This is a genomic window from Ferdinandcohnia sp. SAFN-114, assembly GCF_059415045.1.
On sequence record NZ_JBPFDQ010000045.1, the window covers coordinates 38,730 to 45,074 of the forward strand.

At 38.4% G+C, this 6,345-nt stretch carries 5 protein-coding genes and 1 pseudogene; 1 reads left to right on the top strand and 5 read right to left on the bottom strand.

The genetic code is table 11. The features are described from left to right. Positions 1-9: 9 nt before the first annotated feature. Positions 10-954 carry a ribonuclease Z gene (gene rnz, locus ACR65M_RS15310; protein ID WP_440273732.1) on the bottom strand — a complete coding sequence of 315 codons (945 nt, stop codon included), beginning with the start codon at positions 952-954 and terminating at the stop codon, positions 10-12. A 259-nt stretch (positions 955-1,213) separates the two neighbouring features. On the opposite strand from rnz, the gene zwf reads away from it, so the two are divergent. Continuing rightward, on the top strand, positions 1,214-2,701 hold the full coding sequence (gene zwf, locus ACR65M_RS15315) for a glucose-6-phosphate dehydrogenase (protein WP_341330944.1): 1,488 nt from the start codon (positions 1,214-1,216) through the stop codon (positions 2,699-2,701). A 43-nt stretch (positions 2,702-2,744) separates the two neighbouring features. Here zwf and ACR65M_RS15320 read toward each other — a convergent pair whose 3' ends face one another. The 4 genes and pseudogenes from ACR65M_RS15320 to ACR65M_RS15335 form a co-directional block, all read right to left on the bottom strand. After that, positions 2,745-3,998, bottom strand: a complete 1,254-nt coding sequence (locus ACR65M_RS15320) for a DNA polymerase IV (protein WP_440273733.1) — start codon at positions 3,996-3,998, stop codon at positions 2,745-2,747. 60 nt (positions 3,999-4,058) lie between these two features. After that, entirely contained in the window at positions 4,059-4,520 is a 462-nt protein-coding gene (locus tag ACR65M_RS15325) for a chemotaxis protein CheW (RefSeq protein WP_440273734.1), read from the bottom strand. 313 nt (positions 4,521-4,833) lie between these two features. Next, the gene (locus ACR65M_RS15330; protein ID WP_341330941.1) at positions 4,834-5,952 is read right to left on the bottom strand and encodes a tripeptidase T; all 1,119 of its coding nucleotides are present in this window, start codon (positions 5,950-5,952) and stop codon (positions 4,834-4,836) included. An 85-nt stretch (positions 5,953-6,037) separates the two neighbouring features. Beyond that, positions 6,038-6,274: pseudogene (locus tag ACR65M_RS15335) on the bottom strand (carboxyl transferase domain-containing protein); the annotation flags it as partial. Between the last annotated feature and the right edge of the window lie 71 nt (positions 6,275-6,345).

The window sequence follows — 6,345 nt, forward strand, 5'->3', positions numbered from 1 at the left end:
ACCTCCAATCTAGTTGTCCTTATTTTTTGTTTGGTTTGATTTTACATCGTATCTTAAGAAATCTGCTGCCATATAAGTCGGCTCAAACACTTGCTGAGCTTCCTCAAGAAGCTTCTGACAATCATCACCTTGATATCTAGAGCTTATATGTGTAAGTATTAATTGTTTGACCTCCGCTTGTTTGGCAACATCCGCCGCCTGAGTTGTGGTAGAGTGAAAATAATCATGAGCTAAATCAGCTTCATTTGAACTAAATGTTGCTTCATGAATAAGTATATCTGCACCCTTTGCAAGTTCAATACTTTCCTTAACATAACGGGTATCACCTAAAATAGTCACTATACGTCCCTTCTTAGGTGGACCAATATATTCCTCTCCATTAATCTGACGTCCATCCTCTAGGATAACTGTTTGTCCTTCTTTAATTTTTTGATAAATAGGCCCAGGTTTAATTCCTTCTTTTGATAGCTTATCCACAAGCAATGTTCCTGGGAGGTCTTTTTCTACAATTCGATACCCATAAGATTGAATCCCATGCTCTAATGTTTTTGCAGTAACACAAAATTGTTCGTCCTCAAAGACTACGCCTTCTTCAATTTCAACGATTTCAAGTGGATATCGAATATGTGTGGTACTTACCTTTATAGAAGTTTCAATAAATTCGTTTATTCCCTTAGGGCCATAAATAGTTAATAAGGACTCTCCTCCTTGAAAGGAGCGACTTCCTAATAACCCCGGCAAACCAAAAATATGGTCACCATGCAAATGAGTGATAAAAATTTTTTCTATTTTCCCTGGTTTTATAGATGTATGTAGGATTTGATGCTGTGTTGCTTCCCCACAATCAAACAACCAGGTGGCCCTACGTTCATCCAGCAATTGTAAAGCAATTGAAGTGACATTCCGCTCTTTTGCGGGTACCCCTGCACCTGTTCCTAAAAATACGACTTCCACTCAGAAATCCTCCAAATAATTTTAAAATTTTTATGATAGTCTTCGTTTATATTCCATTAACTACTATATCATATTCTCCCATTCGTTCTCTAGATAAGCCACTTCAACGACTACTTACAATCGTTTTCGAATATCCAGCCCTGGTTAAGGCATACTTTTAAAAGGAGTTTGAAAAATTCATACGAATTAGTTGATTTACTAAACAAAAAAGTATACATTAAATAAATATCACTAAAGCTTTAAGAAGTGGGGGATTTATATGACAAATACAGCACCAAAATCAATCGTGGTTATTTTTGGAGCAACAGGTGATTTGGCAAATCGAAAGCTTTACCCTTCTATATATAACCTTTATACGAAAGGAAAACTCTCTGACAATTTCGCGGTTATCGGGGTAGCAAGACGCCCATTAGAGAATGAAGAATTCCAACAAAACGTAAGAAATTCTGTATCGGGAAGATTTGAGGAAAATCGTGAGGATATCGAGAAGTTCTCAAAACACTTTTACTACCTTCCGTTTAATGTGAATGATCGTGCTTCTTATAAGGAATTAAAGAACCTAGCTGAAAAACTAGATTCAACTTACAAAACAGAAGGTAATAGGATCTTTTATTTAGCAATGGCTCCAGAGTTTTTTGGGACAATCGCAGTCAACATTAAAGCTGAAGAATTAACGGATACAGAAGGTTATACAAGACTTGTAATTGAAAAACCTTTTGGACATAACCTGCCATCTGCAAAGCAATTGAATGAGAAGCTTCGTCATGCTTTCTCAGAGGATGAAATTTACCGAATCGACCATTATTTAGGAAAAGAAATGGTCCAAAATATTGAAGTCATCCGCTTTGCAAATGCAATTTTCGAACCACTTTGGAATAATCGATACATATCAAATATCCAAGTCACATCAAGTGAAGTACTTGGAGTAGAAGATCGCGGCGGCTATTATGAAAAATCAGGCGCTCTCCGAGATATGGTACAAAACCATATGCTTCAAATGGTTGCATTATTAGCGATGGAACCGCCAATTAAATTAAATACCGATGAGATTCGTAGTGAAAAAATAAAAGTATTGCGTGCCCTTCGCCCATTAGAAGAAGAGGATGTAAAAAAATACTTCGTTAGAGGGCAATACGATGCTGGTACGTTAAATGGCAAACAGGTTCCTGGTTACCGAGAAGAGGAAAAAGTAGACCCAGCATCAAATACTGCTACATTTGTTGCCGGTAAACTTCTAATCGACAATTTTAGATGGGCAGGCGTTCCTTTCTATATCCGTACCGGTAAGAGAATGAAGAAAAAATCAACAAAAATTGTAGTTCAATTCAAAGACATTCCGATGGATTTATATTATAAAGAGGAAAATGAGCAACAAAATCCTAACCTGCTTGTCATTAATATCCAGCCTGATGAAGGTATTACACTTTATTTAAATGCAAAAAGACCAGGTCAAAACACAATGACATTACCTGTTAAGCTTGATTATTGCAATAACTGCATTGATGGTATAAACACACCTGAAGCTTATGAAAAGCTAATTTATGACTGTATGATGGGTGATACAACAAACTTTGCTCACTGGGATGAAGTGGCCCTTTCATGGCGCTACGTCGACTCAATTTCAAAGGTTTGGGAAAACCAAATTGCAACTGAATTCCCAAATTATCCATCTGGTTCTAATGGTCCTAAGGCGTCTGATGAACTATTGGCAGAAGATGGATTCCACTGGTGGCCAGTTGAAGACTAAAATGAAAAAAGAGACCCGACTCTATGAGTCGGGTCTCTACTATTTAATCACTCAAGAAGTCTTTCTCAAAACTCGTTCCATGTTCATTATCTCGTGGTTTCTTATCTTTAGGCAGTTTAACCCCTTTTGATAAAATCTCATTCCCGTATTTCCCTTTTAATTCATCAATCACTTTCAGTAAGGGTTCTTTTTTCGCTTCCTTCTCATAAGAAAAAAGATCAAGTTGTTTAAATGCCACTTGTTTCTCAACAAGTTCCTGGGCTGTGACACCTAATAATCGAATGGGTTCCCCGTTCCAATGTTTTGTCCACAAGCGCTTGGCTGCTTTATAAATCTCTTCATCCTGATCAATTGGATTATCTAGTTTCCTACTTCTTGTTACCGTTTTTCGATCAGAATATCGAATCATTAACTGGACATTATTGGATAGCATATCCTTCCTTCTAATACGTGCTCCAACAGAATTCGATAGTCTTTTGATAACACCGAGAAGCTCTTCCTCATCTGTTGAATCATATGGTAATGTTGTCGAATTACCGATGCTTTTGAACTCTGAGATTGCATCAGGGTCAACAAGTCGGTTATCAATTCCGTTTGCTCTTTGCTTAATCCGCTCCCCATTAATTCCTAATAACTGCTTTAATTGAATATCATTGCCCTTAGCAAGGTCTCCAATTGTATGAATATTGATTGACGCTAATTTTTCTGCAGTTTTCGAACCAACTCCATGCATTTCTCCAACTGGCATGGGCCAGAGAATAATTGGAACATCCCGCTTCCGCAATACAGTGATTCCTAATGGTTTTTTCATATCGGATGCCATTTTCGCTAGAAATTTATTTGGTGCAATTCCAATGCTACAAGGAAGTAGAAGCGTTTTTTGTAAAGTTTCTTGAATGGAAGACGCAATTTCAATCGGCGAACCCTTTTCATAACAGCCCGTTATATCCATATAGCCTTCGTCAATTGAAACTGGTTCAACTAAATCCGTGTATGTGCGCAGGATATCGAACATGGCCAATGAAGCTCTACGGTAGCGTTCAAAGTTTGGTTTACGAACGATAAGGTTTGGACATTTTCGTTTTGCCTCCCATAGTGGCATCGTTGTTTTCACTCCAAAAGCACGAGCCTCATAGCTACAGGTGACAATAATGCCTTTACGCTCTTCGACATTCCCTGCAATCGCTAAAGGCTTCCCCTGTAAAGAAGGATCATAGGCAACCTCGACTGATGCATAGAAGCTATTCATGTCCACATGTAAAATAACCTTCCCATTTTTCGGATACATTTCTTTCATGATTTGCACTTCCTACTAATAATCCATAAATATAGTTTATCATAGAAAAAGCCACCTATTCTATTGGTGACTTTGAATGTGATCCTCAATCATATCAAATCCTTCAAGACTATCAAACAGATTATCCGCATCGAGTAAAGTAATCAATCGATTCTCAAGGGACGCAACTCCTGTTATGTACGGGGAAAGCTGGTAGGTTAAACTTATTTGTTTCAATTCAGTTTTGGGGATATTCATTATTTCTATCGCATCGTCAACAAGCAATCCTACTGATAATGAATCTGTTTGGGTAACGATAATCTTCGTTTTATCTGTATGGGTTGTTGGTATATTAAATAAAATAATTCCTGCATCAACAATCGGAATGAGTTGATCCCGAATCGTTAACATACCTAGCAAAAATGTTGGCATTTGCGGAATAGCGTTTAACTTTTGAGCTCTTTCTATCGAAATGACTTTTAAAACAGGAATGCCAAATTCCTCATTCCCTGATGAAAATACAACGACTTTTTGATCTACCATCAAACACTCACCTCTACCTAATGCGCCTTGGCCTATTTGCGTCCGATTTATCGGGCCCACAGGAAGTGGGTCATAAAGACGTTGCCACAGGATGTGACGTTCTTAGTCTTTGCTCTTTCAGATCGAAAAGCTTCCTCTGAAAAAATCGTGGCATCCGCCGGAGGCTTTGACTTTAGTCAGCCGGAGGGTTGTACCCTGGCTGAATATGTTAACAACAATCTATGTTCTATATCTATCATACTTTACCTATTATCGAAAGGAAATAAAAAAGTGAAACTCCTCAACCAAGAGAGAATTCCACTTTTTTAGTACGTTATTTTGCAACTTCTTCAACAATCGCAACGATAAGTTCTGCAGTTTTGACTAGTTCTTCTACTGGCATTTTTTCATTTGTTGTGTGAATTTCTTCATATCCTACAGCAAGATTAACAGTAGGGATGCCATGTCCTGCGATAACATTGGCATCACTGCCTCCACCGCTTTTTTGGAGCGCGCTTTGACGACCAATTTTTGCTACAGCTCGTTTTGCAACCTCGACAACATGGTCCCCATCTGCAAATTTGAATCCTGGATACATAACCGTAATTTCAACCTCAGCTCTACCACCCATATCGGCTGCAACAGATTCAAAAGCTGCTTTCATTTTCTGAACTTGTGCTTCCATCTTTTCTGTCACTAAAGAACGTGCCTCAGCTAAAATTTCAACATGGTCACAAACAATATTTGTTTGTGTGCCCCCTTCAAAACGCCCAATATTAGCAGTCGTTTCTTCATCGATTCGTCCTAGAGGCATTTTGGCAATGGCTTTTGCTGCCATTGTAATTGCAGAAACACCTTTTTCAGGTGCGACACCTGCATGAGCTGTTTTTCCGATGATTGTTGCTCTTACCTTAGCTTGTGTAGGTGCAGCAACAACAATATCTCCAACTTTTCCGTCACTATCAAGTGCATATCCGTATTTGGCAGTAATCATCGAGCGGTCTAATGCTTTAGCGCCGACAAGACCAGATTCCTCACCTACAGTAATAATAAATTCGATTGTACCGTGCGGAATTTGATTTTCTTTTAGAACACGGATTGCTTCAAACATAGCAGCAAGACCTGCTTTATCATCTGCGCCTAAAATCGTTGTTCCGTCAGAAACAATATAACCATCCTTGATAGAAGGTTTAATTCCTTTACCAGGGACAACTGTATCCATATGAGAAGTAAAGTAAATCGGATCCACATCATTTTTTGTGGCTTCAAGAGTACATATTAAATTCCCTGCACCATGTCCTGTTTGGCTAGTGGTATCATCCTCTACAACGTGTACACCTAACGCAGTGAATTTATCTTTTAGAACCTTCGCAATTTCTGTTTCGAATTTTGTTTCTGAGTCTACTTGTACGAGCTCTAAAAACTCATTAACAAGTCTGTCCTGATTAATCATACTATGTACCTCCAAGATGAATAGGTTAATGAATAAGTTAATAATTTTAGCCTATCATATTATCTCCAAAAATCAAATTGTTGAATTATAACGGAATATTCCCATGCTTCTTATTAGGGCGAGTTTCTTTTTTGTTTCGTAGCATTTCTAAGGCTTGGATGATTTTAATTCTTGTTTCTCGAGGATCGATGACGTCGTCCACCATCCCTTGGCTTGCTGCTACATATGGATTGGCAAATTTTTCGCGATACTCTTCGATCTTTTGCGCACGTGTCTGTTCAGGATTATCACTATCGTTGATTTCACGTGCAAAAATAAGTAAGTATCCGCCCGTAGAACGGGCGGTTTTGATTTCGCCCTATAAGGGCACTTTACCAACGAAGCCCCTAAAGG

Bases quoted from the DNA above. Each gene is read 5' to 3' on its own strand.
- ACR65M_RS15330 (WP_341330941.1), bottom strand. From the start codon at position 5,952: ATGATTAATCAGGACAGACTTGTTAATGAGTTTTTAGAGCTCGTACAA.
- zwf (WP_341330944.1), top strand. From the start codon at position 1,214: ATGACAAATACAGCACCAAAATCAATCGTGGTTATTTTTGGAGCAACA.
- ACR65M_RS15320 (WP_440273733.1), bottom strand. From the start codon at position 3,998: ATGAAAGAAATGTATCCGAAAAATGGGAAGGTTATTTTACATGTGGAC.
- ACR65M_RS15325 (WP_440273734.1), bottom strand. From the start codon at position 4,520: ATGGTAGATCAAAAAGTCGTTGTATTTTCATCAGGGAATGAGGAATTT.